Raw genomic sequence first — 565 nt, 5'->3', positions numbered from 1 at the left:
GCCACCAGAACCCGGCAGCGAACACCGCGCCGACGAGGAGCAGGACCATCTGCCCGGTGAGGGTGCCGTAGGGGGCGAGGAAGCCGCGGTTGAGCACGATCAGCCCGGCGACCATCACCACCGAGGTGCCGGTGATGACCCGCGCGGCGGTGCGGGTGGTGGCCCGGGTGGTGGCCACGCGCATCCGGATCGACGCCTGCTCGCGGGCGGTGGCGGCGAGGCTGGTCAGGCTGTCGGTCAGCTGCCCGCCGTGGTAGCCGGCGGCCTGCTGCAACGCCCGCACCACCAGGTCGGCGGTCGGGTCGGCCAGCTCGGCGGCGAAGACCCGAAGGGCGTCCGGCAGCCGCGCCCCCGACCGGACGCCATCGGCCAAAGCCTGGACTTGGGCGCGGATCGGCGCTGGGGTGACCGCGGCGGTCGCGGTGATCGCCTGCTCCAGCCCGGCCGCCGAGGACAGGGTGTCGCGCAGCAGTTCCGCCCACGTCGCGATCGCCTCGATGCGCCCCAGGGACCGCTGGTGCTCCCGGTCCGGGCCCAGCACCCGCGGCAGGGTCCACACCCCTGC

1 protein-coding gene is annotated in these 565 nt (G+C 75.4%); it reads right to left on the bottom strand.

Annotation, left to right across the window (positions count from 1 at the left end; all coding sequences use genetic code 11):
• Window positions 1-565 (bottom strand): type II secretion system F family protein (locus DKL51_RS32720; protein WP_124813192.1); only part of this gene is annotated, 565 nt, incomplete at both ends.

This window comes from Micromonospora globispora, assembly GCF_003857015.1.
Lineage (GTDB): Bacteria > Actinomycetota > Actinomycetes > Mycobacteriales > Micromonosporaceae > Micromonospora > Micromonospora globispora.
This window is presented reverse-complemented; position numbering and strand designations above follow the sequence as displayed.